At 70.3% G+C, this 24,451-nt stretch carries 19 protein-coding genes, 1 tRNA gene and 1 pseudogene; 10 read left to right on the forward strand and 11 right to left on the reverse strand.

Translation table 11 applies throughout. The annotated features are described in order from the left end of the window. Nucleotides 1-3 precede the first annotated feature (3 nt). Together ACGFRF_RS15545 and ACGFRF_RS15550 are read right to left on the reverse strand one after the other, a co-directional pair. On the reverse strand, nt 4-1,083 hold the full coding sequence (locus ACGFRF_RS15545; protein WP_393740014.1) for a metallophosphoesterase: 1,080 nt from the start codon (nt 1,081-1,083) through the stop codon (nt 4-6). A 321-nt stretch (nt 1,084-1,404) separates the two neighbouring features. After that, nucleotides 1,405-2,517, reverse strand: a complete 1,113-nt coding sequence (locus ACGFRF_RS15550) for a LacI family DNA-binding transcriptional regulator (protein WP_393740016.1) — start codon at nt 2,515-2,517, stop codon at nt 1,405-1,407. A gap of 426 nt (nt 2,518-2,943) precedes the next feature. Between ACGFRF_RS15550 and hisC the strand changes: the two genes are divergently transcribed. Next, entirely contained in the window at nt 2,944-4,023 is a 1,080-nt protein-coding gene (gene hisC, locus ACGFRF_RS15555) for a histidinol-phosphate transaminase (RefSeq protein ID WP_393740018.1), read from the forward strand. Nucleotides 4,024-4,036: 13 nt separating this feature from the next. Here hisC and ACGFRF_RS15560 read toward each other — a convergent pair. Then, nucleotides 4,037-4,222, reverse strand: a pseudogene (locus tag ACGFRF_RS15560) (cyclophilin-like family protein); the annotation flags it as partial. Nucleotides 4,223-4,486: 264 nt separating this feature from the next. Between ACGFRF_RS15560 and ACGFRF_RS15565 the strand changes: the two are divergent. From ACGFRF_RS15565 to cydD, 3 genes are read left to right on the forward strand one after another with little or no spacing between them, the layout of a single operon-like run. Further along, nucleotides 4,487-5,995: a cytochrome ubiquinol oxidase subunit I gene (locus tag ACGFRF_RS15565; protein WP_393740019.1), complete on the forward strand. Its 1,509-nt coding sequence runs from the start codon at nt 4,487-4,489 to the stop codon at nt 5,993-5,995. Nucleotides 5,996-6,010: 15 nt separating this feature from the next. Beyond that, entirely contained in the window at nt 6,011-7,030 is a 1,020-nt protein-coding gene (gene cydB / locus ACGFRF_RS15570) for a cytochrome d ubiquinol oxidase subunit II (protein WP_393740021.1), read from the forward strand. Between the two features lie 59 nt (nt 7,031-7,089). After that, on the forward strand, nt 7,090-10,779 hold the full coding sequence (gene cydD / locus ACGFRF_RS15575; protein ID WP_393740023.1) for a thiol reductant ABC exporter subunit CydD: 3,690 nt from the start codon (nt 7,090-7,092) through the stop codon (nt 10,777-10,779). Between the two features lie 265 nt (nt 10,780-11,044). Here the strand turns inward: cydD and ACGFRF_RS15580 are convergent, their stop codons facing one another. From ACGFRF_RS15580 to ACGFRF_RS15600, 5 genes are all read right to left on the reverse strand, one after another. After that, the gene (locus ACGFRF_RS15580; protein WP_393740025.1) at nt 11,045-11,932 is read right to left on the reverse strand and encodes a Cof-type HAD-IIB family hydrolase; all 888 of its coding nucleotides are present in this window, start codon (nt 11,930-11,932) and stop codon (nt 11,045-11,047) included. Between the two features lie 131 nt (nt 11,933-12,063). Beyond that, entirely contained in the window at nt 12,064-12,966 is a 903-nt protein-coding gene (locus ACGFRF_RS15585; RefSeq protein WP_393740027.1) for an LLM class flavin-dependent oxidoreductase, read from the reverse strand. A 112-nt stretch (nt 12,967-13,078) separates the two neighbouring features. Then, nucleotides 13,079-13,627: an RNA 2'-phosphotransferase gene (locus ACGFRF_RS15590; protein WP_393740029.1), complete on the reverse strand. Its 549-nt coding sequence runs from the start codon at nt 13,625-13,627 to the stop codon at nt 13,079-13,081. Between the two features lie 702 nt (nt 13,628-14,329). Beyond that, nucleotides 14,330-16,084, reverse strand: coding sequence for an SDR family oxidoreductase (locus ACGFRF_RS15595; RefSeq protein WP_393740031.1), 1,755 nt, complete (start codon nt 16,082-16,084; stop codon nt 14,330-14,332). Next, nucleotides 16,081-16,923 (reverse strand): M24 family metallopeptidase, encoded by an 843-nt coding sequence (locus ACGFRF_RS15600; RefSeq protein ID WP_393740033.1) that lies wholly within the window; start codon nt 16,921-16,923, stop codon nt 16,081-16,083. The genes ACGFRF_RS15595 and ACGFRF_RS15600 overlap by 4 nt, the downstream gene beginning before the upstream one ends. A gap of 295 nt (nt 16,924-17,218) precedes the next feature. Here ACGFRF_RS15600 and ACGFRF_RS15605 point away from each other — a divergent pair, with 295 nt between their 5' ends. The 6 genes from ACGFRF_RS15605 to ACGFRF_RS15630 all read left to right on the forward strand — a co-directional run bounded on the left by ACGFRF_RS15605 (nt 17,219) and on the right by ACGFRF_RS15630 (nt 21,380). Further along, nucleotides 17,219-18,181 (forward strand): ABC transporter ATP-binding protein, encoded by a 963-nt coding sequence (locus ACGFRF_RS15605; RefSeq protein ID WP_393740159.1) that lies wholly within the window; start codon nt 17,219-17,221, stop codon nt 18,179-18,181. After that, nucleotides 18,171-19,079, forward strand: coding sequence for an ABC transporter permease (locus ACGFRF_RS15610; RefSeq protein ID WP_393740034.1), 909 nt, complete (start codon nt 18,171-18,173; stop codon nt 19,077-19,079). The genes ACGFRF_RS15605 and ACGFRF_RS15610 overlap by 11 nt, the downstream gene beginning before the upstream one ends. Beyond that, nucleotides 19,076-19,987: an ABC transporter ATP-binding protein gene (locus ACGFRF_RS15615; protein WP_393740036.1), complete on the forward strand. Its 912-nt coding sequence runs from the start codon at nt 19,076-19,078 to the stop codon at nt 19,985-19,987. Before ACGFRF_RS15610 ends, ACGFRF_RS15615 begins: the two co-directional genes overlap by 4 nt. 10 nt (nt 19,988-19,997) lie before the next feature. Continuing rightward, complete coding sequence (locus tag ACGFRF_RS15620; RefSeq protein WP_393740038.1) at nt 19,998-20,717, forward strand: ABC transporter permease; 720 nt, start codon at nt 19,998-20,000, stop codon at nt 20,715-20,717. A 77-nt stretch (nt 20,718-20,794) separates the two neighbouring features. Further along, nucleotides 20,795-21,037, forward strand: coding sequence for a hypothetical protein (locus ACGFRF_RS15625; protein WP_393740040.1), 243 nt, complete (start codon nt 20,795-20,797; stop codon nt 21,035-21,037). 255 nt (nt 21,038-21,292) lie between these two features. Then, nucleotides 21,293-21,380: transfer RNA gene (locus tag ACGFRF_RS15630), tRNA-Ser, on the forward strand. Nucleotides 21,381-21,449: 69 nt separating this feature from the next. Here the strand turns inward: ACGFRF_RS15630 and ACGFRF_RS15635 are convergent. The 3 genes from ACGFRF_RS15635 to serS are packed head-to-tail and all read right to left on the reverse strand — an operon-like array spanning nt 21,450 to nt 23,966. Next, nucleotides 21,450-21,857, reverse strand: coding sequence for a hypothetical protein (locus ACGFRF_RS15635; protein WP_393740042.1), 408 nt, complete (start codon nt 21,855-21,857; stop codon nt 21,450-21,452). A 37-nt stretch (nt 21,858-21,894) separates the two neighbouring features. Then, nucleotides 21,895-22,692 (reverse strand): HAD family hydrolase, encoded by a 798-nt coding sequence (locus ACGFRF_RS15640; protein ID WP_393740044.1) that lies wholly within the window; start codon nt 22,690-22,692, stop codon nt 21,895-21,897. Further along, complete coding sequence (serS, locus tag ACGFRF_RS15645; protein WP_393740046.1) at nt 22,689-23,966, reverse strand: serine--tRNA ligase; 1,278 nt, start codon at nt 23,964-23,966, stop codon at nt 22,689-22,691. Before serS ends, ACGFRF_RS15640 begins: the two co-directional genes overlap by 4 nt. Nucleotides 23,967-24,451 lie beyond the last annotated feature (485 nt).

Below are 24,451 nucleotides of genomic sequence, written 5' to 3' on the forward strand. Positions count from 1 at the left end.
CGGTCAGTTGTCCAGAGGAAGTTGCTGGACCAGGAGCTTTCCGGCCATGGTCACTCCGCCGTCCATGGCGATGGCGAGTCCGTCGGCGTAGATGTGCGGCCCCTCGACGACCGGGCCGCTGCTCTCCTCGCCGTCCTCGGAGCCGACCTCGCCCAGCAGGTAGGGGATGGGGCTGTGGCCGTGAACGACCCGGGTGCCGCCGTACGTATCGAGGAGGGAACGTACGGCGTCGGCGCCGCCCTCGTCGCGGAAGGAGAAGCGCTTGGTGAACTTGCGGAACAGATCCCAGACCTCGTCGGCGTCGTTGCGGGTCAGGGCCTCGCGGACGGTGTCGTTGACCGCCTCGATCGAGTCGCCGTAGTCGAGGTAGGCGGTGGTGTCGGAGTGGATGAGCAGGTAGCCGTCGACCTCCTCGACGGCGTCCAGGCGGGCCATCCACTGCAGGTGGTGGTCCTGGAGGCGGTCCATGTCGGTCTTCTGGCCGCCGTTGAGCAGCCAGGCCGCCTGGAAGGTGGCGGTGCCCGCGCCGGAGTTGACGGGGGTGTCGCCGAACCGTTTGGCGCCGAGCAGCAGCAGCTCGTGGTTGCCCATGAGGGCCTTGCAGTAGCCGCCGGCCGCGGCCGCCTCGGCGGACAGCCGCATCACCAGGTCGATGACGCCGATGCCGTCCGGGCCGCGGTCGGTGAAGTCGCCGAGGAACCACAGCCGGGCGGTGCCGGCGCACCACTGGCCCGAGGTGTCGACCAGTCCCTGTTCCTGCAGGGCGGCCATCAGTTCGTCGAGGTATCCGTGGACGTCGCCGACGACGTACAGCGGTCCGGGTCCGGTCGCCGACTGCGGCGCCGGGGCGGCGGGGGCCGGTTCGACGGGTACCTGGACGGTGTCGCCGCGGTTGATGACGGGCAGATCGCGCTGGGTGGGCGTGTAGCCCTCGGGGTACGCCTCGTCGACGGGCGGGACGGTGTCGCCCGGGTGGACGCTGCCGTCGTACGGACCGGTCTCATGGACGTACGCAGGTACCCGGAAGTCGCGCAGCGTCGCCGTCCGCTCCACCTCGGGTCCCTGACCGGCCCCCTGAGTCATCAGACCCCTCCACCATCGCGCCGCATCTGCACCGCTTCGGACTGCCTGGTCGCAGCGGTCCGCGGTGTCGTGGGCCCATCATAGGAATGCGCGTCGCGCCGTGTGATGACCCAGGGGTGCTGAATCGGAACAAGACTCCGGTCCGCCGCGGCTTTCGCCCCGTTTGGGCAGGTGTTCGCTCGGCTGTCGGCCGACCGCGGGGCGTTTGCCGGGCCATGTCCCGGCCTGGCCCCGGCCCCGGACGATGGTTCGCCTCCGAAGCACCCCCGCGGGATTACCCCGAACGGGGCGTTCCCCCCAAGGGGTGCTACCTCTCGGGCGTCAGTTCTCGTCCGGTGTCCGCGGCGGGCTGACCGTCGTGCGCGGGGGGCGCCGCTGCGAGGAGGTGCGCACGATCAGCTCGGTCGGTATCACCTGCTCGACCGGCTGATCCGACTCGACGCCCTCGATGGCGTCGATGAGCAGCTGGACGACGGCGGTGCCGATGCGGCGCGGCTTCAGGGAGAGCGTGGTGATGGGCGGCTCGGTGCTGGCGTACACCGTGGACTCGCTGCAGCACACCAGCAGCAGGTCGTCGGGGACGCGCAGCCCGTAGCGTCGGGCGGCGGCGAGCAGGTCGGTGCCGTTCGGGTCGAACAGGCCGTAGACGGCGTCGGGCCGGTCGGGGCGGGCGAGCAGCCGGTCGGCGGCGACGGCGCCCGCGCACGGGTCGTGCGCCGGGTAGGCCTCGTAGACCGGGTCCTGGCCGACACGCTCGCACCACCGCAGGTAGGCGGTGGTCGACAGGTGTGTGTACGTGTCCGTCGTCGTGCCGGTGAGCAGGCCGATGCGGCGGGCGCCGGCGTCGGCGAGATGGTCGAGGATGTCGAGTACGGCGGCCTCGTGGTCGTTGTCGACCCAGGCGGTGACCGGGAGCGAGCCGGCCGGGCGGCCGTCGGAGACGACCGGCAGACCCTGACGGACGAGTTCGCTGACGACCGGATCCTGGTCGGACGGGTCGATGACGACCGTGCCGTCCAGCGCGACGTTCGACCACACGTCGTGGCGGGAGGTCGCGGGCAGGATGACGAGGGCGTAACCGCGGGCGAGCGCGGCGGAGGTGGCGGCCCGCGCCATCTCGGCGAAGTACGCGAACTCCGTGAAGGTGAAAGGTTCATCCCCGTACGTCGTCACGGTCAGGCCGATCAGACCCGACTTGCCGGTACGGAGGGTGCGGGCGGCGGCCGAGGGGCGGTACCCCAGCCGGTCGGCGACCTCGCGGACATGGCGTCGGGTGGCGTCCGGGAGCCTGCCCTTGCCGTTGAGGGCGTCGGAGACGGTCGTGATGGAGACCCCGGCGGCGGCGGCCACGTCTCTGATGCCCGCCCGGCCCGGCCGGCTGCCTCGCCGTGAGGTTTCCGCGCGGCTCACCTGGTGCTTCCCTGCTGCTGTCATGGCGAGCCGATAGTAGGGCTCATGCGGTGGGGTAGTGCGGACGCATATGCACGCGTTGACAGGCACGTTTCTGCATGGTTGTAGGGCATCAACTGCCTTAGAAACTAAGGCAGTTGAGCGCTACAATGCTAAGACGTGACTTGTCGACGCGTATGGACCTGCCAAGTGCCCGATGTCTCGAAGAGGTCTCAACTCACCTTCACGAGGGATGCGCGCCACGGCGCAAGCTACCGGCGCATAGATATATGTACGGCGCGCCCCCCGAAACGTACGCCTTCGTACGGTGATGCCCTTGATGCCAGTGGGACGGACCAGGTTTTCCTCTTGCGTCCGCACCTGTACGCAGCGGCGCCGAATCCTCATAAGGTGAGGAGTATTCGAGTCGGCGGCGTCGACGGTCCGCCGGTGGTCGCGAGGAGGACTGCGGTGAGCGAGATGAGCCCCAAGCTGCGCGCCGAGCTGGAGGGTATCCCCACCTACAAGCCGGGCAAGCCCGCCGCGGCCGGCGGGCCGGTCGCCTACAAGCTGTCCTCCAACGAGAACCCGTATCCGCCGCTGCCCGGCGTGATGGAGAGCGTGACGGCGGCCGCCTGCAACTTCAACCGCTACCCGGACATGGCCTGCAGCGGGCTGATGGACGAGCTGTCGGAGCGCTTCGGCGTCCCGCTCTCCCACCTGGCCACCGGCACCGGCTCGGTGGGTGTCGCGCAGCAGCTGATCCAGGCCACCAGCGCCCCCGGTGACGAGGTGATCTACGCCTGGCGGTCCTTCGAGGCCTACCCGATCATCACGCAGATCAGCGGCGCCAGGTCCGTGCAGGTTCCGCTCTCGCCGGGTGATGTGCACGACCTGGACGCGATGGCGGACACGATCACCGACCGAACGCGGTTGATCTTCGTCTGCAACCCCAACAACCCGACCGGCACGGTGGTGCGGCGGGCCGAGCTGGAACGGTTCCTCGACCGGGTGCCCGCTGATGTGCTGGTGGTGCTGGACGAGGCCTACCGGGAGTTCATCCGCGACCCCGAGGTACCCGACGGCGTCGAGCTGTACCGGAAGCGGCCCAATGTCTGTGTGCTGCGGACCTTCTCCAAGGCGTACGGGCTGGCGGGGCTGCGTGTCGGTTTCGCGATCGCCCATGAGCCGGTGGCGGCGGCGCTGCGCAAGACGGCGGTGCCGTTCGGGGTGAGCCAGCTCGCACAGGAAGCGGCGATCGCCTCGCTCCGGGCCGAGGACGAGCTGCTGGGCCGGGTCGGCTCGCTGGTGTGCGAGCGCACGCGCGTGGTCGACGCGCTGCGCAGCCAGGGCTGGACGGTGCCGGAGACCCAGGCCAACTTCGTGTGGCTGCGGCTGGGGGAGCGTACGGTTGCGTTCGCTCAGGCCTGTGAGGGGCACGGTGTGGTGGTCCGGCCGTTCCCGGGCGAGGGTGTGCGGGTGACGGTCGGGGAGACCGAGGCGAACGACATCTTCCTGAAGGTGGCGGAGGCGTTCCGCAAGGACTTCTAGTCCGGCGGCAGCTCTACTCGTCGATCAGTTCCACACGGATGGGGTCGCCGTCTCGTACGGTCGCCAGGACGACGGCGTCCCCTTCCAGGCTTCCGAGGATGTTGCACGGGCTCGCGAGGCGACACTCGTCTCCTCGTGAGATCGGAGTGGGGCCGTAGGGGAGGGCGAGCGCGTCGCCCTCCGTCCAGAAGGCCACCGATCTGCGTCGATGGTCGCGGTGATGGTGCCCGCGGGCCAGGAGATGCGTATCTGCATGGCGGGCCATTCAACAAGGTGTTGAAGTCGCTGCCGAGGGTGTGACGTGAAGGCGAAGGGGGGACCCCCCTTCGATTACCGAAAATCAGTGCGTCATAATGGCTTGTGAATGTGAACGCGTTCACAAGCGCGTCCCGATTGGTCCCGATGCGTGCAACAAAGGGGACAAACCGCCGCTGTACCACGGCGTAGTAAGGAGAGTGACGACGTGGACCTGGCTCTGGCGCCGGAGACACTGGCGCGCTGGCAGTTCGGCATCACCACCGTCTACCACTTCCTGTTCGTCCCGCTGACGATCTCCCTGGCCGCCCTCACGGCCGGGCTGCAGACGGCCTGGGTGCGTACGGAGAAGGAGAAGTACCTCAGGGCGACGAAGTTCTGGGGCAAGCTCTTCCTGATCAACATCGCGATGGGCGTGGTCACGGGCATCGTGCAGGAGTTCCAGTTCGGCATGAACTGGTCCGACTACTCGCGCTTCGTCGGGGACATCTTCGGTGCCCCGCTCGCCTTCGAGGCCCTGATCGCCTTCTTCTTCGAGTCCACGTTCATCGGCCTGTGGATCTTCGGCTGGGACAAGCTGCCGAAGAAGATCCACCTGGCCTGCATCTGGATGGTGTCGATCGGCACGATCCTGTCGGCCTACTTCATCCTCGCGGCCAACTCCTGGATGCAGCACCCGGTCGGCTACAAGATCGACAAGGCGAAGGGGCGTGCCGAGCTGACGGACTTCTGGGCCGTGCTGACCCAGAACACCGCGCTCAGTCAGGCCTTCCACACCCTTTCGGCCGCCTTCCTGACCGGCGGCGCCTTCATGGTGGGCATCGCCGCCTACCATCTGGCCCGCAAGAAGCACATCCGGGAGATGAAGACCTCCCTGCGGCTCGGCCTGGTCACCGTGGTCATCGCCGGTCTGCTCACCGCCGTCAGCGGTGACGTGCTCGGCAAGGTGATGTTCAAGCAGCAGCCGATGAAGATGGCGGCCGCCGAGGCGCTGTGGGACGGCCAGAAGCCGGCACCGTTCTCGATCTTCGCCTATGGCGACGTGGAGAAGGGCCACAACACCGTGGCCATCGAGATCCCGGGCCTGCTGTCCTTCCTGGCCGACGACAACTTCACCTCGTACGTGCCCGGCATCAACGACGTGAACAAGGCCGAGCAGCAGAAGTTCGGGCCCGGTGACTACCGCCCCAACATCCCGGTCGCCTTCTGGGGCTTCCGCTGGATGATCGGCTTCGGCATGTCCTCCTTCGCGATCGGCCTGGCGGGACTCTGGCTGACCCGCAAGAAGTTCATGCTGCCGCAAGCCCTGAGGGTCGGGGACGACGAGGTGCCGCACCTGGTGCTGTTCAAGAACAAGGCGCTCAGTCCGAAGCTCACCACCTGGTACTGGCGCATCGCGGTCTGGACCCTGGCCTTCCCGCTGATCGCCAACTCCTGGGGCTGGATCTTCACCGAGACGGGCCGCCAGCCGTGGGCCGTCTACGGCGTCCTGCAGACCAAGGACGCGGTCTCCCCCGGTGTCTCGCAGGGAGAGGTCCTCACCTCGCTGATCGTCTTCACCGCGCTGTACGCGATCCTCGCCGTGGTCGAGGTCAAGCTGCTCGCGAAGTACGTCAAGGCCGGCCCGCCCGAGCTGACCGAGGCCGACCTCAACCCGCCCACGAAGATCGGCGGCGACACCCGTGACGCCGACAAGCCGATGGCCTTCTCGTACTAGGCCGAGGGAACAGTCATGGAACTTCACGACGTCTGGTTCGTCCTGATCGCCGTCCTGTGGACCGGCTACTTCTTCCTGGAGGGCTTCGACTTCGGGGTCGGCATCCTCACCAAGCTGCTGGCCCGCAACCGGCCCGAGCGACGGGTGCTGATCAACACCATCGGGCCGGTCTGGGACGGCAACGAGGTGTGGCTCCTCACGGCGGGCGGTGCGACCTTCGCCGCCTTCCCCGAGTGGTACGCCACGCTCTTCTCCGGCTTCTACCTGCCCCTGCTCCTCATCCTGGTCTGCCTGATCGTCCGGGGTGTCGCCTTCGAGTACCGGGCGAAGCGGCCGGAGGAGAAATGGCAGCGCAACTGGGAGACGGCGATCTTCTGGACCTCGCTGCTCCCGGCGTTCCTGTGGGGCGTGGCCTTCGGAAACATCGTGCGGGGCGTGAAGATCGACCAGCACTTCGAGTACGTCGGCAACGTCTGGGACCTGCTCAACCCCTATGCCCTGCTCGGCGGCCTGGTGACGCTCACGCTGTTCACCTTCCACGGAGCGGTGTTCACCGCGCTCAAGACCGTCGGGGACATCAGGGCCCGGGCACGGAAGCTCGCCCGCTGGGTCGGCCTCGTCGCGGCCGTCGTGGCGCTCGCCTTCCTGGCGTGGACGCAGGCCGACAGTGGTGACGGCAAGAGCCTGGTGGCCCTGATCGTGGCGGTCGCCGCCCTGGTGGCCGCTCTCGTGGCCAACCAACTCGGGCGCGAGGGATGGGCGTTCGCCCTGTCCGGCATCACCGTCGTGGCCGCCGTGGCGATGCTTTTCCTGTCGCTCTTCCCGAACGTCATGCCGTCCACGCTCGACGGGGACTGGAGCCTGACGGTCACCAACGCCTCGTCGAGCCCGTACACCCTGAAGATCATGACCTGGTGCGCGGCGATCGCCACGCCGATCGTCCTGCTCTATCAGGGCTGGACCTACTGGGTGTTCCGCAAGCGGATCGGCACGCAGCACATCGCGCCTGACGCTGCTGCCGGCGCCGCGCACTGAGTCCGCCGAGGGTGTGTTTCACGTGAAACACACCCTCTGGACCGAAGGGCATGTTTCACGTGAAACCAATCGATCCACGCCTACTGCGGTACGCCCGCGCCACCCGCCTCTTCCTCGTGGCGGTCGTCGGTCTGGGTGCCGTTGGTGCCGGGCTTGTCATCGCTCAGGCGATGCTCATCGCCGAGGTCGTCGTCGGAGCGTTCCAGCAGGGGCAGTCGGTCACCGAACTACGCACTCCCTTGCTGTTGTTGGCTTCCGTGGCCGTGGGCCGGTCGGTTGTCGCATGGCTCACCGAACTCGCCGCGCACCGGGCGAGCGCGGCGGTGAAGTCGGAGCTGCGGGGGCGGCTCCTCGACCGTGCGGCCGCGCTGGGCCCCGGATGGCTGAGCGGGCAGCGGACCGGTTCGCTGGTCACCCTGGCCACGCGTGGCGTGGACGCCCTGGACGACTACTTCTCGCGGTATCTCCCGCAACTGGGGCTCGCGGTGGTCGTTCCGGTGGCGGTGCTGGCGCGGATCGTCACCGAGGACTGGGTGTCGGCGGGGATCATCATCGGCACCCTGCCACTCATCCCGCTCTTCATGATGCTGATCGGCTGGGCGACCCAGTCCAGAATGGACGGTCAGTGGCGCTTGCTGTCCCGGCTGTCCGGCCATTTTCTGGATGTCGTCGCGGGCCTGCCCACGCTGAAGGTGTTCGGCCGGGCCAAGGCGCAGGCCGAGTCGATCCGCCGGATCACCGGTGAGTACCGTCAGGCCACCCTGCGCACCCTGCGGATCGCCTTTCTCTCCTCCTTCGCGCTGGAACTGCTCGCCACGCTGTCGGTCGCGCTGGTCGCCGTGACGATCGGCATGCGGCTCGTCCACGGTGACATGGACCTCTCCATCGGCCTGGTGATCCTGATCCTGGCGCCGGAGGCCTATCTGCCGCTGCGGCAGGTTGGCGCGCAGTACCACGCGGCGGCCGAAGGGCTTGCCGCGGCGGAGGAGATCTTCACCGTGCTGGAGACGCCGGTCCTGGCGTCCGGTACCGGTGCGGTGCCCGCGGGCGCGGTGGCCTTCGAAGGGGTCACCGTGCGCTACCCCGGCCGCTCCGTGGATGCGGTGGACGATGTGTCCTTCAGCGTCGAGCCCGGTGAGACCGTGGCACTGGTCGGGCCGAGCGGTGTGGGCAAGTCGACGCTGCTGAACGTGCTGCTGGGCTTCGTACGGCCCACCGAGGGGCGGGTGCGGATCGGGGGAGCCGATCTCGCCGACCTCGACCTGGAGGAGTGGCGGTCGCGGATCGCGTGGGTGCCGCAGCGGCCGCACCTGTATGCCGGGACCATCGCGGACAACGTGCGGCTGGCCCGGCCCGACGCGGAAGAGAGCGCCGTACGCCGGGCACTGCGGGATGCGGGGGCGCTGGAATTCGTGGACGCGCTGCCCGAGGGCGCCGACACGGTGCTCGGGGAGGACGGGGCCGGTCTGTCGGCCGGGCAGCGGCAGCGGCTCGCCCTGGCGCGGGCGTTTCTCGCGGACCGGCCGGTGCTGTTGCTCGACGAACCGACGGCGGCGTTGGACGGGGCGACGGAGGCGGAGGTTGTGGCGGCGGTGCGGCGGCTTGCGGTGGGCCGCACGGTGCTGCTGGTGGTGCATCGGCCGGCGCTGTTGGAGGTGGCGGACCGGGTGGTGCGCTTGGAGGGCGCGTCGTCGGTGGGGCACCGGGGGGATGCTCGGCCTACCAGGGAGCTCCGTCCCCTGACCTCCCACCCTCGCCCACCCGCCACCCGACTCGCTCAGCTGGAACGCGGGCCGGAAGGGGCCGGCGTTGACGGGTCGGGACATGGCCTCCGGGGAGCAGCCGAGGTCGGTCGGCTCGGGAGTGGGCCGGAGGGGGCTGAGGTCGGGCGGCTGGGAAGCGGGCCGGAGGGCCTTCGGGTGGGGCGTCAGGGAAGTGGGCCCGAGGGGGTCGGGGTCGGTCCGTCGGAGAGGGAGGCGGTGGGGCAGGACCCACGGGGGCGAGGGGTGTTGGGGCGGGTTCGGGGGCTTGCCGGGGACCGGCGTGGGCGGCTCGGTGTCGCGTTGCTCCTCGGCACTCTGGCGGTCGGCAGTGCCGTCGGGTTGATGGCTACCTCCGGCTGGCTCATCTCGCGGGCCTCGCAGCAGCCGCCGGTGCTGTATCTGATGGTGGCGGTGACGGCGACGCGGGCCTTCGGGATCGGGCGGGCGGTCTTCCGGTACGCCGAACGGCTGGTGTCGCACGACGCCGTGCTGCGGATGCTGGCCGACACCCGGGTCGCGGTCTACCGCCGCCTGGAACGCCTCGCCCCCGCCGGACTGCGGACCACCCGCCGTGGGGATCTGCTCACCCGGCTCGTCGCGGACGTGGACGCGCTGCAGGACTACTGGCTGCGCTGGCTGCTGCCCGCCGGCGTAGCCGTGGCCGTCTCCGCAGCATCCGTCGGCTTCACGGCCTGGCTGCTGCCCGAGGCCGGTGCCGCCCTGGCGGTCGGCCTCCTGGCGGCCGGCGTCGGCGTCCCGCTGGTGACCGCGACCGCGGCCCGGCGGGCCGAACGGCGGCTGGCGCCCGCCCGAGCGGTGCTCGCGACCCGCGTGACCGACCTGCTCACCGGAACCGCCGAACTGGCCGTCGCCGGTGCGCTGCCCGCCCGTACGGACGCGGCCCGGCGGGCCGACGGCACCCTCACCCGCATCGCCTCGCGCTCCGCCGCCGTCACCGCGCTCGGCGACGGGCTCACGGCGCTGGTCTCCGGCCTGACCGTCACGGCCGGTGCGCTGCTCGGTGCCCAGGCGGTGTCGGCTGGCCGGCTCGGCGGCGTGGCGATGGCGGTGGTCGTCCTCACCCCGCTGGCCGCCTTCGAGGCCGTGCTGGGGCTGCCGCTCGCCGTGCGGTACCGGCAGCGGGTGCGGCGGAGCGCGGAGCGCGTGTACGAGGTCCTGGACGCCCCGGAGCCGGTACGTGAGCCGGAGCGGCCCCGGCAGGCGCCCGCCTCGCCGTTCCCGCTGGTGCTCAAGCAGCTGACCGCACGGTACGAGGGACAGCGGCGCGAGGCCCTGGCCGGTTTCGACCTCACCTTGGAGCAGGGGCGCCGGATCGCCGTGGTGGGGACGTCCGGTGCCGGCAAGACGACGCTGGCCCAGGTGCTGCTGCGCTTCCTCGACCCACAGGCGGGCTCGTACACGCTCGCCGGCGCGGACGCCTGCGCGGTGGCCGGTGACGACGTACGGCGGCTCGTCGGACTGTGTGCGCAGGACGCGCACCTCTTCGACAGTTCGGTGCGCGAGAACCTGCTGCTGGCCCGCAAGGACGCGGGCGAGGCCGATCTGCGCGGGGCGCTGGCCAGGGCCCGGTTGCTGGACTGGGTGGAGGGGTTGCCCGACGGGCTGGACACGCTCGTGGGCGAGCACGGTGCCCGGCTGTCCGGCGGTCAGCGGCAGCGGCTGGCGTTGGCCCGAGCGCTGCTGGCCGACTTCCCGGTCCTGGTCCTGGACGAGCCCGCCGAGCACCTGGACCTGGCGACGGCCGACGCGCTGACCGCCGATCTGCTGGCTGCCACGGAGGGCCGTACGACGCTGCTCATCACCCATCGGCTGGCCGGGCTGGACGCGGTCGACGAGGTGATCGTGCTCGATGCGGGCCGGGTGGTGCAGCGGGGTCCGTACGCCGAGCTGGCCGCGGTCGACGGGCCGCTGCGGGCGATGGCGCGGCGCGAGGCGGAGGCGGAGTCGCTCGTGGGGGTGGGGTGACCCGCACTCGTCGTACGGGACCGTGGCGGTCCGAGCCGTACAGGAGCCGGCAGCGTTCAGGCCGTACGGAACCGTGGCGGTCGGCGCCGTGCGGGGACCCATGGCGGTTCAAGCCGTACGGGAACTTGTGGCGGCGGTCGGCGCCGTGTCCGAAGGTAGTGGTTCACGCCGCACGGAACCCGGCGGTCGGCGCCGTGCTGGAACCGTTGGCGTCGGCGCCGTACCGGGATCGTGGTGGTCGGCGCCGTACCGGAACCCTGGGGGTCTAGTTGCGGTCCGTGAGGAGTTGCTCGATCACGACCGCCACGCCGTCCTCGTTGTTCGCGACCGTGCGGCCCGACGCCGCGGCGATGACGTCCGGGTGGGCGTTGCCCATCGCGTACGACCGACCGGCCCAGGTCAGCATCTCGACGTCGTTGGGCATGTCCCCGAAGGCCACGACCTCCTCGTGCGAGATGCCTCGCTCGGCGCAGCACAGGGCGAGGGTGCTGGCCTTGGAGACGCCGGGCCCGCTGAGTTCCAGCAGGGCGCTGGGGCTGGAGCGGGTGACGTTGGCGTGGTCGCCGATCGCCAGGCGGGCGAGGGCGAGGAAGGCGTCCGGGTCGAGGTCGGGGTGGTAGGCGAGGATCTTGAGCACAGGCTGGTCGGCGCCCGGGCCGTCGGGCGCGAGGAGCTTCTCGGCGGGCAGGAGATGGTCGGGTATCTCCATGTGCAGCTTGGGATAGTCCGGCTCCTGGTGGAAGCCGTACGTCTGCTCGACCGCGAACACCGTGCCGGGTGCCGCCTCGCGCAGCAGCCGTACGGCGGCCAGGGCGTTCTCCCGGGCCAGCTCGCGCACCTTCACGAAGCGGTGGGCGCCGGGGCCGCCGTGCAGGTCGACGACGGCGGCGCCGTTCCCGCAGATCGCCAGACCGTGGCCGTGGACGTGGTCGCTGACGACGTCCATCCAGCGGGCCGGGCGGCCGGTGACGAAGAAGACCTCGATGCCCGCCTCCTCCGCGGCGGCCAGAGCGGCTACCGTCCGGGGAGAGACCGACTTGTCGTCGCGCAGCAGAGTGCCGTCGAGGTCGGTGGCGATCAGCCGCGCGGGTGTGGCGGCGGCAGGGGTCCCGGGCTGTCTGGTCGCTGAGGTCACCCGGTCATTCTCGCGCATATGCCCGCACGGCCGTGCGGGACTCCGCACAGATGAGACACAAATGACGCTGCCTGTGCGTCGGCCCAGGGCGGAGAGCCGCGATGCGCCTGTGCGTCGGCCCAGGTGGGAAGGCGCGACGCGGCTGTGCGTCAGCCCAGTTGGGCGGTGGCCTCCAGGGCGATCCGCTCGAAGACCTTCTGGTCCGCGGCGAAGTCGGAGTCCGGGATGGGCCAGTGGATCACGATCTCGGTGAAGCCCAGCTGCTGGTGGCGGCCGGCGAAGTCCACGAAGGCGTCCAGGGACTCGAGCGGCCGGGTGCGGTCCGGGGTGAAGCCGGTGAGCAGGATCTTGTCCAGATCCGCCACATCCCGGCCGGCGGCCGCGCAGGCCTCGGACAGCTTGCCGACCTGCCCGCGCAGGGCCTCGACCGACTGCTCCGGGGTACCGGTCTCGTACAGCTTCGGGTCGCCGGTGGTCACCCACGCCTGGCCGTACCGCGCGGCGAGCCTGAGGCCGCGCGGGCCGGTGGCCGCCACCGCGAACGGCAACCGGGGCCGCTGCACGCAGCCCGGGATGTTCCGCGCCTCGTGCGCCGAGTAGAACCGGCCCTCGTGCGACACCGCGTCCTCGGTGAGCAGCCGGTCGAGCAGCGGAACGAACTCGGCGAACCGGTCGGCACGCTCGCGCGGGCTCCACGGCTCCTGACCGAGGGCGGTCGCGTCGAATCCGGTGCCGCCGGCGCCGATGCCCAGGGTGACCCGGCCGCCGGAGATGTCGTCGAGGGAGATCAGCTCCTTGGCGAGCGTCACCGGGTGCCGGAAGTTCGGCGAGGTCACCAGCGTGCCGAGGCGGAGCCGATCGGTGACGGCCGCGGCGGCGGTCAGCGTCGGAACGGCGCCGAACCACGGGCCGTCACGGAAGCTGCGCCAGGACAGGTGGTCGTAGCTGTACGCGGTGTGGAAGCCGAGCTGCTCGGCCCGCATCCAGGCCGAACGGCCGCCTTCGCTCCAGCGGCGGTACGGCAGGATCACGGTGCTCAGACGCAGACTCATGCGTCCGAGAGTAAGCGGCTCCGCCGCCAGCGGGCGAAACGGTCACCGCACGACCCGTGCTTCAGCGGGCTGGAAGGCCGGTCGGCGCCGCTGACGTGGGGCACGTCCGGGCTCAGCGGGGCCCGGGAAACCGCAGGTAGCGGGGTGGTACGGCGTTCGTCAGCCACACTCCGTTGGCGCTGACGTGGAAGACATGGCCGTCTCGGTGCATGGCGCCGGCGTCGACGGTGAGCACCACGGGGCGGCCACGGCGGGCGCCGACCCGGGTGGCGGTCTCCCGGTCGGCCGAGAGGTGGACGTCGTGCCGGTTCATGGGCTTGAGGCCCTCGGCCCGGATCGCGTCCAGGTTGCGGGCGACGGTCCCGTGATACAGGTACGGCGGCGGGGTCGCCGGGGGCAGACCGAGGTCGACCTCGATGCTGTGGCCCTGGCTGGCACGGATTCTGGTGCCCTCGATCACGAAGCGCCGTTTGTCGTTGGTGGCCACCACGTGGTCCAGTTCCTCGCGGGTGAACCGGAATCCGTGGGCTCCGGCCGCGGCGATCAGTGTGTCGATCTCCACCCAGCCGCCCCTGTCCGGCGTGAGCCCGATGCGCTCCGGTTGGTGGCGCAGGTGTCTGGAGAGGTACTTCGACACCTTGACGGTGCGTCTTTCGTCCATGGGTCCAGCGTGCGGCAGAGACGGGGATCACGCAGGTTGTTTTTGTTCGCAGGTTTGATCCACAAGCAAGTGGTGTTATCCACAGGGGAATTGACGAATCTGTGGACAACCGGACTGCCTGTCAAGGTCGTTCGCCAACCTTGCGCGCTTGACCGGTGCGTGAGGCCATGTCGTCCAAGTCCCCAGGTCACACCTCTCGTTCGGCGGCCGGCGTGATGACGTCCGGAGCGCGCTCCCGACCGACGAGCCTTTCCACAGCGGTGATCGTCTCGGCGGGAGGTGGACATGGCGGGCGTCGGGACGCGCTTGCGTAGGTGTCTTGGCGTTGGAGGCGCTTACGACGTCCCGGGTGGCGAACGTGCGCATGGCCCCGGCGGGTTCGGCGTAAACGGCCTGATGGACGAGGAGGCGCGGCCTGCGTACGAGCGAGACGGCTTCCGGGGCGTGTGCGTCCGTGCGGTGCTCAGGATCGTCCAAGTGGCGCGCGAAGGTACTCGGTGGTGAACTCCGGGAAACGGGCGGCGATGTGCCCCCCCTGTCCCCCCAACTCCCGGAGCCGGTCCGAGATGGCGGTCGGCGGGACGCCGGCGGCGTGCAAATCGACCGCCACGACGATTTCTTGGGTCGGGCACGAGAAAAATGTCAGGGCGCGGCGGGGCGGGGGTGGATCGCGAGTCCGGACGGTGCGACTTCGCTGCGGACTCACAACCTCGGCTCCACCCGCGCGATGCGCCGCAACGCCCCCGGCAGGAAACGGGACATGAGGTGGGCGCCGCGGGCCTCGGGGGTCACCGGTACCAGCGGCCTGTTGTGGATCACGGCGGTCAGGATCGCCTCGGCCACCTTCTCCGGTGGGTAGTTGCGCATACCGTAGAGGCGGGCCGAGGCCTTCTGTCGGCGCCGTTCCTCGGCCGCGTCGACGCCGGCGAAGCGCGCCGTGGCGGTGATGCTGGTGTTGACGAAGCCCGGGCAGATCGCGCTCACCCCGATGCCCTGGGCGGCGAGTTCGGCGCGCAGGCACTCGGAGAGCATCAGCACGGCCGCCTTGGAGGTGCTGTAGGCCGGAAGGGCACGGGAGGGTTGGTACGCCGCCGCGGACGCGACGTTGACGATGTGGCCGCCCTGTCCGCGCTCGGCCATGCGCGCGCCGAAGAGCCGGCAGCCATGGATCACGCCCCAGAGGTTGACGTCCAGGACCTTGCGCCAGTCGTCGGTCGTCGTGGCGAAGAAGGAGCCCGACAGGCCGATGCCCGCGTTGTTGACCAGCACGTCCAGCACGCCGTACTCGCGGTGGACCTTCTCCGCGAGCTTCTCCATGGCCTGTTCGTCGGAGACGTCGGCCGTCTCGGCCCAGGCTTCGGGCGCGCCGATCAGCCGGGACAGCTCGGCGGTGCGGGCCGCGGCCTCGGCGTCGCGGTCGACGGCCACCACGCGCGCGCCGGCCTCCGCGAACGCGAACGCCGTCGCCCGGCCGATACCGCTGCCGGCGCCGGTGATCAGGACCAACTGCCCGCCGAACCGCTCGGCATGGCGGCCGTCGGCCTTCGGTGCGGGTCGGTCGCCTTCCACGGACAAGACGAATTCCCCGATCCAGGAGGCCAGTTGGTCGGGACGGGTGCGCGGGATCCAGTGCTTCGCCGAAAGCGTGCGGCGGGTCAGCCGCGGCACCCACTGCTCCAGGTCGTCGTAGAGCCGCTCGGAGAGGAACACGTCCCCCTGGGGCGTGATGAGCTGCACGGGCGCGTGGGCGTACGCGTCCGGGCGCGGCCTGCGCAGCCGGGCGCGGACGTTGTCCCGGTACAGCCAGGCGCCGTGCGCCGCGTCGGACGGGAGGGAGGGCGTCGGGTAGTCGCCGGCGCAGACCTTCTCGGTCCGCTCCAGGATCTTCGGCCAGCGCTTGCCGAGCGGACCGCGCCAGGCCAGTTCCGGCAGAACGGGCGTGTGCAGCAGGTAGACGTACCAGGACTTGGCTCCCTGCCCCAGGAGCTGCCCGACCCGGCGGGGCGTCGGGCGCTTCACGCGCGCGTCGATCCACTGCCCGAAGTGGTCCAGGGACGGCCCGGACATCGAGGTGAAGGACGCGATACGGCCCTGCGTGCGGCCGACCGTGACGAACTCCCAGGACTGCACCGAGCCCCAGTCGTGGCCGACCAAGTGCACCGGGCGGTCCGGGCTGACCGCGTCCGCGACCGCCAGGAAGTCGTCGGTGAGCTTGGCGAGCGTGAAGCCGCCGCGCAGGGGCCGGGGCGCCGTGGAGCGGCCGTGGCCCCGGACGTCGTAGAGGACCACGTGGAAGCGGTCCGCCAGGCGGGCGGCGACCTCCGACCAGACCTCCTTGCTGTCCGGATAGCCGTGCACCAGCATCACCGTCGGCTGCTCCGGGTCGCCCAGCTCCGCCACGCACAGCTCGACCCCGCCGGTCCGTACCCAGCGCTCCCGCGCACCGTCCAGCGTCACTTGTCCTCCGCCCAGCGCCGCACGTGCGGCAGATCGTCGTCCAGCCAGAACGCGCTCTCCTCGGGGTCCCGGGAGTCGGTGACCACGAGGATCTCCTCGAACTTCGCGCCCGTACCCCTGAAACCGAGGTGTGGTTCGACGGCCCACAGGCCCGGCCGCGGCGGATGGTCGGAGAAGCGGTACGGCGACCACAGCGGCGACCAGCCCTCGCGGTGGCCGTGCAGCGCGTCGGCCGCCAGGCCCTTGAGGGACTGGGTGCCGAATCCGAAGAGGTGCGGGGAGAAGCGGCGCTGCTTCACCCGGTCCACCTTGTGGGCGATCACCCCGAAGGGGTAGGCCCGGTGCCGGTTGGCATAGCCCTGGCGGACCATGAGCCGGTCCACGTCCTCGTAGATCTCCCGCAGCGGGCGCCGTTCGCGCACCTCGCGCAGGATCAGCTCCCGGTGCGCCTCCAGGTCGGCCATCAGCCGGCCCTGCACCGGGTTGACGCCGAGCGAGCCGGAATAGCCGATGTCCGCCGTGTATCCCTCGTACACCGGGGCCATGTCCAGGATGAACGGCATCCCGGGCTCCAGCGCGCGGTCGGTGGGGAAGAACTGCAGCGGGATGCGGAAGTTCACGAACGCCGTGCGGTCCCCGAACCACGCGAAGGGCAGGTGGAACCAGTCCCGCACCCCGCGCTCGCGCAGCCACTCCCGCTGCATCCGCGCCGCCTCGCGCTCGGTCACGCCCGGTTCCAGCCGCGCCGCGACCGCCTCCGCGCATGCGTAGGCGAGGCGCTGCACCCGCCTGAACCCTCCCAGCTCCACGGAGAGTCCCCTGCCCACTGCCGTCGTCATGCCGCCCCGTCCCGTCGACTGCGGTACGCGTCCGTAACGTGACATGGTGAATGTGACAGTTGTTAGAGGTGGCGTCAATAGGCGGCCTGAAGGTTGTGGACAACGCTCGGCGCGCAGGCCTCCGGCACCTCTTCGGCGCGGGCTTCCGGAACGCTCGGGCGCGGGCTTCCCGGACTTCCGGTAGCACTCGGGCAGGGGATCCCTCAGGGTCCTCTACTCCTCGAGTCTGACGCGAAGACGGCTCTGTGGTCTGACGACCGTCGTGGCGCGGATCACTACCGTCGTAGACGTGACTGTGATCGCGACCGAAAGCCTGAGCAAGCGGTTCCCCCGGGTGACCGCGCTCGACCGGCTGTCCGTGGACATCGGACCCGGTGTGACCGGACTCGTGGGAGCCAATGGCGCCGGCAAGTCCACCCTGATCAAGATCCTGCTGGGTCTGTCCCCCGCCACGGAGGGCCGCGCCGAGGTGCTGGGCCTCGACGTCGCCACCAAGGGCGCCGCCATCCGTGAGCGTGTCGGGTACATGCCGGAGCATGACTGCCTGCCGCCGGACGTCTCGGCCACCGAGTTCGTCGTCCACATGGCGCGCATGTCCGGCCTGCCACCCACCGCGGCGCGCGAGCGCACCGCGGACACCCTGCGCCACGTCGGCCTGTACGAGGAGCGCTACCGCCCCATCGGCGGCTACTCGACCGGCATGAAGCAGCGGGTGAAGCTGGCCCAGGCCCTGGTGCACGACCCGCAGTTGGTCTTCCTGGACGAGCCGACCAACGGCCTCGACCCGGTCGGCCGCGACGAGATGCTGGGCCTGATCCGCCGCATCCACACCGACTTCGGCATCTCTGTCCTGGTCACCTCCCACCTGCTCGGCGAACTCGAACGCACCTGCGACCACGTTGTCGTCATCGACGGCGGCAAGCTGCTGCGCTCCAGTTCCACCACCGACTTCACGCAGACCACGACCACCCTGGCGATCGAGGTCACCGACAGCGACACCCACCCCGACGGCACCCGCGCGGTCCGCGAGGCGCTCCACGCGCGCGGGGTCGACACGCACGACAGCAGCGGCCTCCCGGGCGCCGGGCACATTCTGCTGCTCACCGCGCAGGGCGAGGAGACGTACGACCTGGTGCGCGACGTCGTCGCCGACCTGGGCCTCGGCCTGGTGCGCATGGAGCAGCGCCGGCACCGCATCTCCGAGGTGTTCACCACGAGCGACGAGCAGCGGAAGGAGGCCGTCGGTCATGGCGGTTGAGCATCCCCTGGCAACGCCCTCCGGCGACCAGACCCGCATCCACGACATCGGCTACCGCAACTACGACGGCCCCCGCCTCGGCCGCTCCTACGCCACCCGCTCCCTCTACTCGCAGTCCCTGCGCGGCTCCTACGGCCTCGGCCGCTCGGTCAAGTCCAAGGTCCTGCCGATGCTGCTGTTCGTGGTGATGTGCGTGCCGGCGGCCATCATGGTGGCCGTCGCGGTCGCCACGAAGGCGAAGGACCTGCCCGTCGAGTACACGCGCTACGCGATCATCATGCAGGCCGTCATCAGCCTGTACGTCGCCTCGCAGGCACCCCAGTCCGTCTCGCGCGACCTGCGCTTCAAGACCGTGCCGCTGTACTTCTCGCGGCCGATCGAGACCGCAGACTACGTGCGCGCGAAGTACGCGGCGCTGGCCTCCGCGATGTTCGTCCTCACCGCGGCCCCGTTGCTCGTGCTCTACATCGGCGCGCTGCTGGCGAAGCTCGACTTCGCCGACCAGACCAAGGGATTCGCACAGGGACTCGTGTCCGTGGCACTGCTCTCGTTGCTCTTCGCCGGTATCGGCCTGGTCATCGCCTCGGTGACCCCGCGGCGCGGCTTCGGCATCGCGGCCGTCATCGCCGTCATGACCATCTCCTACGGCGCGGTCTCCACGCTCCAGGCCATCGCCGAGGCGCAGAACAGCACCGACGCCATCCCCTGGATCGGCCTCTTCTCACCCGTCACGCTCATCGACGGCGTGCAGTCCGCGTTCCTGGGCGCGACCTCCTCGTTCCCCGGCGGGATCGAACCCACGAACGGGGAGGGCGTGATCTACGTGCTCGTCGTCCTCGGCCTGATCGCCGCCTGCTACGGCCTCCTCGTGCGCCGCTACCGGAAGGTGGGACTGTGACCACGCTCTCCATCGACCACGTCTCCCGCTGGTTCGGCAACGTGGTCGCCGTCAACGACATCACCATGACCATCGGCCCCGGCGTCACGGGCCTGCTCGGCCCCAACGGCGCCGGGAAGTCCACCCTCATCAACATGATGGGCGGCTTCCTCGCCCCCTCCACCGGCTCGGTCTCTCTGGACGGGCAGCCGGTGTGGCGCAACGAGTCCATCTACAAGCACATCGGCATCGTCCCCGAGCGGGAGGCGATGTACGACTTCCTCACCGGTCGCGAGTTCGTCGTCGCCAACGCCGAGTTGCACGGCCTGGGCGCCAAGGCCGCGCAACGGGCTCTCGCCACGGTCGAGATGGAGTACGCGCAGGACCGGAAGATCTCCACGTACTCCAAGGGCATGCGGCAGCGCGTGAAGATGGCGAGCGCCCTGGTGCACGACCCGTCGCTGCTCCTGCTGGACGAGCCGTTCAACGGCATGGACCCGCGCCAGCGCATGCAGCTCATGGAGCTGCTGCGGCGCATGGGCGACGAGGGCCGCACGGTGCTGTTCTCGTCCCACATCCTCGAAGAGGTCGAGCAGCTCGCCTGGCACATCGAGGTCGTCGTGGCCGGCCGGCACGCGGCCAGCGGCGACTTCCGCAAGATCCGCCGGCTGATGACCGACCGTCCGCACCGCTACCTGGTGCGCTCCAGCGACGACCGGGCGCTCGCGGCCGCGCTGATCGCCGACCCGTCGACGTCCGGCATCGAGGTCGACGTCACCGAGCAGGCGCTGCGCATCCAGGCCGTCGACTTCGGCCGCTTCACGGTCCTGCTGCCGAAGGTCGCCCGCGACCACGGCATCCGGCTGCTCACGGTCTCGCCGTCCGACGAGTCCCTCGAGTCCGTCTTCTCGTATCTCGTCGCGGCGTAGGAGGCCGAAGATGTACGACCCCACAGTCGCCCGGCTCACCTACCGGGCCCTGCTCGGCCGCCGCCGGGCCCTCATCCTGGGCGCCCTGCCCGTGCTGCTGATCGCGATCTCCGTCGTGGTCCGGGGCCTCGCGGGCGCCGACGACCAGACGGCCTCCGACCTGCTGGGCGGGCTCGCGCTCGCCACGATGGTGCCGATCATCGGCGTCATCGCGGGCACGGGCGCGATCGGGCCCGAGATCGACGACGGCTCGGTGGTGTACCTGCTGGCCAAGCCGGTGAAGCGGCCCACGATCATCTTCACCAAGCTCATCGTGGCGATCGCCGTGACGATGGTGTTCTCGGCCCTGCCGACGCTCGTCGCGGGCTTCATCCTCAACGGCAACGGCCAGCAGATCGCCGTCGCCTACACGGTGGCCGCACTGGTCGCGTCGATCGCCTACGCGTCGATGTTCCTGCTGCTCGGCACGGTGTCCCGGCACGCGGTGGTGTTCGGACTCGTCTACGCCCTCGTCTGGGAGGCCCTGTTCGGCTCCCTGGTGTCCGGCGCCCGCACCCTGAGCGTCCAGCAGTGGTCGCTCGCCGTCGCCCACAAGGTGGCCGGCGGTGACCTGGTGACCTCGGACGTCGGACTGCCCACGGCGACGGTGCTGCTGGTCGCGGTCACCGTACTCGCCACGTGGTACGCCGGTCAGAAGCTGCGGACGCTGACACTCGCCGGCGAGGAGTGACAGGTCCTGGTCCTGACGGGGGTTTCACCCCCGTCCGGGCACACTGGGCGCAGCGGACGCAGGGCTGGAGGCCGCAGATGGCTGAAGAGACGCCGCAGTACGACGCCCCTGGGCGGCCCGACGGTGACGTCTGGGACGAGCTGGTCCTGGACGAGGACTTCGTGCGGGCCGCCGGGACCTGCGAACCGTCCGCCCGGGCCCGGATGCTCGCCGCCCGCTGGCGGGCCGAGGAGCCACAGCCGCAGCCGTGGCGGTCCGACGAGCCGCCGGCGGGCTGGTTCTTCAGCAAGGCGCGCAGGCGCTGGTGGCGCCGCCGGTAGCGGCTTCCCTTTTATTCGGTGGCGCCCGATCCGGCTGCGGGGCACAGTGGTCGTGCCCCATCCGCCGGGATCGTCCCGGCGCCGCGTTCCGGGAGAGGAGACGGGCGATGTCCATGCACGGCAGTACGCCCAGCTCCCGACAGGGCGCCCCGAGGCGGGCTCCGGAGTGATCCCTACCGCTCCGTAGAGCCACGGGAGCTGCCCGGGGCGGCCGCTTCGAGCACGCGATGTCGCTCTCGCGTGGGCCGCCCACCCGGAGGATTGGCCGAGTGGTAAGGCACCGGTTTGCTAAACCGTGGTCGGGCCGGGAAAGCCCGCGCACGTTCGATCCGTGCATCCTCCGCGAGACGTTGCCACTGGGCCCGGTGAAGGCGAAGCTCGGCCGGGGCCGGGCTTGGCGAGGGCCGGGTGGTTACGCCTTCGCTTTCCGTTCGTCGGCGATCCTGTCCAGCTCGCGCATCGCCTCCGCGTGTGCGCTCATGCGCCTGCTCACGGTGCCGGTCGTGAAGAGGGCCACGCCGGCGATCGACGGGGGAAGGGACAGGCCGAGAATCATCACGACCTCCGGCCAGTCCCGTTCGTTCGCGCAGTAATCACCCTTGTAGGGACCTTCGTTGGCGGTGCCCCGGTCCGTCAGCAGGCGCGACTCGCACGTGTCGGGGTACTGGTCATCCGGGTGGCGATCCACCGTGTAGGGGGTGAGCAGCAGCACGGCGCACCAGATCCACAGCAGGCCCGCCACGGCCAGCAGACCGATGCCCCAGGCACGTATCCGGCTCGCGTTGTCGCGGAAGGCGAGGTCGTACTCGCGTGATCGCATGGTCGCCGAACCTAGCAAGCGGCCGGGCGGCGGTGCCTCAGCCCAGCAACCGCTCCAGCACCACCGCGATGCCGTCCTCCTCGTTGGAGGTCGTCACCTCGTCGGCGACCGCCTTGAGTTCCTCGTGGGCGTTGGCCATCGCCACGCCCCGCGCCGCCCAGGCGAACATCGGGATGTCGTTCGGCATGTCGCCGAAGGCGATCGTGTCGGCGGCCTTGAGGCCGAGCCGGCGGGCCGCCAACGACAGCCCCGTGGCCTTGGACAGGCCGAGGGGCAGCAGTTCGACGATGCCCTCGCCCGCCATGGCCACGGTGACGAAGCCTCCGGCAGCCTGCCGGGCGGCCTCCGCCAGCTCGTCGTCGCCCAGCGTCGGATGCTGTATGTAGATCTTGTTCAGCGGAGCGGTCCAGAGGTCGGACGCGTCCGTGAAGGGGGTGGCGGGCAGGGTGCCCCTGACCGCGTACCCCGGCCCCACCAGCACCTCACCGTCGAGGCCGTCGCGGCTGGCCGCCAGGTACAGCGGGCCCACCTCGGCCTCGATCTTGGCCAGCGCCACACCCGCCAGCTGCCGGTCCAGGGTCACGGACGTCAGCAGGCGGTGCGCCCCGGCGTCGTAGACCTGGGCGCCCTGGCCGCAGACGGCGAGGCCGTCGTAGCCGAGGTCGTCCAGGATGTGCCGGGTCCAGGGCACCGCGCGGCCGGTGACGACGATGTGCGCGGCGCCCGCCGCGGTGGCCGCGGCGAGCGCGTCGCGGGTGCGCTGGGAGATCGACTCGTCGGAGCGCAGCAGCGTTCCGTCCAGGTCGGTGGCGATCAGCCCGTAGGGGAAGCTCACCGGGACACCGGCTCCAGGACCTCCCGACCGCCCAGGTACGGGCGCAGGACCTCGGGAACGCGGACCGAGCCGTCGGCCTGCTGGTGGTTCTCCAGGATCGCCACGATCGTGCGCGGTACGGCGCACAGCGTGCCGTTGAGCGTGGCCAGCGGGCGGACCCGCTTGCCCTCGCGGACCCGGATGGACAGCCGGCGGGACTGGAACTCGGTGCAGTCCGAGGTCGAGGTCAGCTCGCGGTACTTGCCCTGGGTCGGGATCCACGCCTCGCAGTCGTACTTGCGGGCGGCCGAGGAGCCGAGGTCACCGGAGGCGACGTCGATGACGCGGAACGGCAGCCCGAGCGAGGTCAGCCACTGCTTCTCCCAGTCCAGCAGGCGCTGGTGCTCGGCCTGCGAGTCCTCGGGAGCGACGTAGGAGAACATCTCGACCTTGTCGAACTGGTGCACGCGGAAGATGCCCCGCGTGTCCTTGCCGTGCGAGCCGGCCTCGCGGCGGAAGCAGGGCGAGAAGCCCGCGTACCGCAGCGGCAGCCGGTCGGCGTCGATGATCTCGTCCATGTGGTAGGCCGCCAGCGGGACCTCGGAGGTGCCGACCAGGTACAGGTCGTCCTTGTCGAGGTGGTAGACGTCCTGGGCCGCCTGGCCGAGGAAGCCGGTGCCCGCCATGGACTGGGGGCGAACCAGCGCCGGGGTGAGCATGGGGGTGAAGCCGGCCGCGGTCGCCTGGGCGATGGCCGCGTTCACCAGGGCCAGCTCCAGCAGCGCGCCGACGCCGGTGAGGAAGTAGAAACGGGAGCCGGAGACCTTGGCGCCGCGCTCGACGTCGATCGCGCCGAGCAACTGGCCCAGCTCCAGGTGGTCCTTGGGCTCGAAGCCCTCGGCACCGAAGTCGCGGATCGTGCCGTGCGTCTCCAGCGTGACGAAGTCCTCCTCGCCGCCGACGGGCACGTCGGGGTGGACGAGGTTGCCGAGCCGGAGCAGCAGCTGCTGGGTCTCGGCGTCGGCCGCGTCGCGCTCGGCGTCGGCGGCCTTGACGTCGGCCTTCAGCTGCTCGGCACGCCCCAGCAGCTCGGCCTTCTCGTCACCGGAGGCCTTGGGGATCAGCTTGCCGAGCTGCTTCTGCTCGGCACGCAGCTCGTCGAAGCGGACGCCGGAGGACCTGCGCCGCTCGTCGGCAGACAGGAGAGCGTCGACGAGCGCGACGTCCTCTCCACGGGCGCGCTGGGACGCGCGCACACGGTCGGGGTCCTCACGGAGCAGGCGAAGGTCAATCACGGGCCCAAGGCTACCGGTGCGGGGTTGCGGCTCACGAATCGCTATTCCGGGGAGTTCTGATTCGCGGCTTACGTTCCGCTATGCGCTCATTGCCGACTGTGTTCTGCGCGTCAAGGGAAAGTGTCTCACTCCCTGGGACGGGGCATGTGCCGGGCGCCCGGTTGACCAGATTTCCTTGTGCGGAACGGCATTTGGAGACCCGGTTGTCCACAGGGGCCCGCGCCGTCCGAAGGGTTATCCACAGGCTGTGTGGAAGATCTGTGGATTTCAGGAATCGATCACTCCGGAAGCTTTGAACGGACTGAAGAATTCCCCGGCCAAACGCCATCGACACCCACGTTCGGGTGGAAAACGGTCGCCCCAAAAGATGAACCGAAGGAAACGGGTGGACGAAGGGTGACCCATACGACGGTGGCCGGGTCTGGGCGCTGTAGGGCGATTTGTCGACCGAGTGGCGCTTCCGTGTCGACTTGTCCCCAGGTCGA

This window comes from Streptomyces sp. NPDC048521 (assembly GCF_043199855.1).
In the GTDB taxonomy this organism is placed as follows: domain Bacteria; phylum Actinomycetota; class Actinomycetes; order Streptomycetales; family Streptomycetaceae; genus Streptomyces.

Excerpts from the sequence above, each read along its gene's own strand:
- ACGFRF_RS15545 (WP_393740014.1), bottom strand. The coding sequence starts at position 1,083 with ATGACTCAGGGGGCCGGTCAGGGACCCGAGGTGGAGCGGACGGCGACG.
- ACGFRF_RS15550 (WP_393740016.1), bottom strand. The coding sequence starts at position 2,517 with ATGACAGCAGCAGGGAAGCACCAGGTGAGCCGCGCGGAAACCTCACGG.
- cydB (WP_393740021.1), top strand. The coding sequence starts at position 6,011 with ATGGAACTTCACGACGTCTGGTTCGTCCTGATCGCCGTCCTGTGGACC.
- ACGFRF_RS15580 (WP_393740025.1), bottom strand. The coding sequence starts at position 11,932 with ATGCGCGAGAATGACCGGGTGACCTCAGCGACCAGACAGCCCGGGACC.
- ACGFRF_RS15585 (WP_393740027.1), bottom strand. The coding sequence starts at position 12,966 with ATGAGTCTGCGTCTGAGCACCGTGATCCTGCCGTACCGCCGCTGGAGC.
- ACGFRF_RS15590 (WP_393740029.1), bottom strand. The coding sequence starts at position 13,627 with ATGGACGAAAGACGCACCGTCAAGGTGTCGAAGTACCTCTCCAGACAC.
- ACGFRF_RS15600 (WP_393740033.1), bottom strand. The coding sequence starts at position 16,923 with ATGACGACGGCAGTGGGCAGGGGACTCTCCGTGGAGCTGGGAGGGTTC.
- ACGFRF_RS15610 (WP_393740034.1), top strand. The coding sequence starts at position 18,171 with ATGGCGGTTGAGCATCCCCTGGCAACGCCCTCCGGCGACCAGACCCGC.
- ACGFRF_RS15620 (WP_393740038.1), top strand. The coding sequence starts at position 19,998 with ATGTACGACCCCACAGTCGCCCGGCTCACCTACCGGGCCCTGCTCGGC.
- ACGFRF_RS15625 (WP_393740040.1), top strand. The coding sequence starts at position 20,795 with ATGGCTGAAGAGACGCCGCAGTACGACGCCCCTGGGCGGCCCGACGGT.
- ACGFRF_RS15635 (WP_393740042.1), bottom strand. The coding sequence starts at position 21,857 with ATGCGATCACGCGAGTACGACCTCGCCTTCCGCGACAACGCGAGCCGG.